This window comes from Agromyces sp. Y575 (assembly GCF_059445445.1).
Genome location: NZ_JCAIUI010000008.1, coordinates 1 through 851 on the forward strand (window position 1 = coordinate 1; position 851 = coordinate 851).

An 851-nucleotide genomic window follows, 5' to 3' on the forward strand; every position below is an offset into this window, starting at 1 on the left:
GATGAGGTTCGGGTGCAAGCGCAGGCGTGGGCCGCGTTCCTCGATCAAGACGGCCCCGAACCCGACGACGAACGCGCGATGCGGCGCCGCGGGTTCCGCCTCGGACGGGCCCGCGACGGCCTCATCCCCGTCACCGGGGAACTCCTCCCCGAAATCGCCGCCGGGCTCCTGCGCCTCTTCGATGCGCACCTCGCACCCCGATCAGGTGGCGGGTTCATGACCGCCGAAGAACGCGCCGACATCGCCCGCAACGGTGAGACCCGGACCGCCGACCAGCAACGCCACGACGTCATCGCCGCGATCATCGCCACCGCCGCCCGCTCCAGTGCACACCCCACCATCGGCGGCACCGCACCCACGGTACTCGTCAGCGTCCGCGCCGCCGACCTGCAGACCGGCCGCGGCGTCGCCCACGCCGACGGCATCGAGATCCCCATCTCCCTCCACGCCGCCCGGCAACTCATCTGCACCGGCGGAACCCAGCAAGTCACCTTCGACGGACACGGCCGCATCATCCGGCTCGGCTCACCCATGCGCTGCTTCACCCCCCACCAACGCCGAGCGATCACCCTCCGCGACGGCGGCTGCATCATCCCCGGCTGCAACGTGCCCGCATCCTGGTGCGAGATCCACCACGTCATCCCCGACACCGACGGCGGACCCACCCACCCCGACAACGGCGTCCTCCTCTGCTGGTTCCACCACCACACAATCGACACCTCAGACTGGGGCATCCGCATGATAAAAGGTGCGCCACAAATCCGCCCGCCCACATGGCTCGACCCCAACGGCCGATGGCGCCACACCACGAAATCCCCAACCAGACTCGCCGACCAACTCGAACGAAGACC

General features: G+C 69.3%; 1 protein-coding gene. It reads left to right on the forward strand.

Annotated features, from left to right (window positions below; all coding sequences use genetic code 11):
- Positions 1-12: 12 nt before the first annotated feature.
- Positions 13-851 (forward strand): HNH endonuclease signature motif containing protein (locus AC1C2U_RS19360; RefSeq protein ID WP_495363410.1); only part of this gene is annotated, 839 nt, incomplete at its 3' end.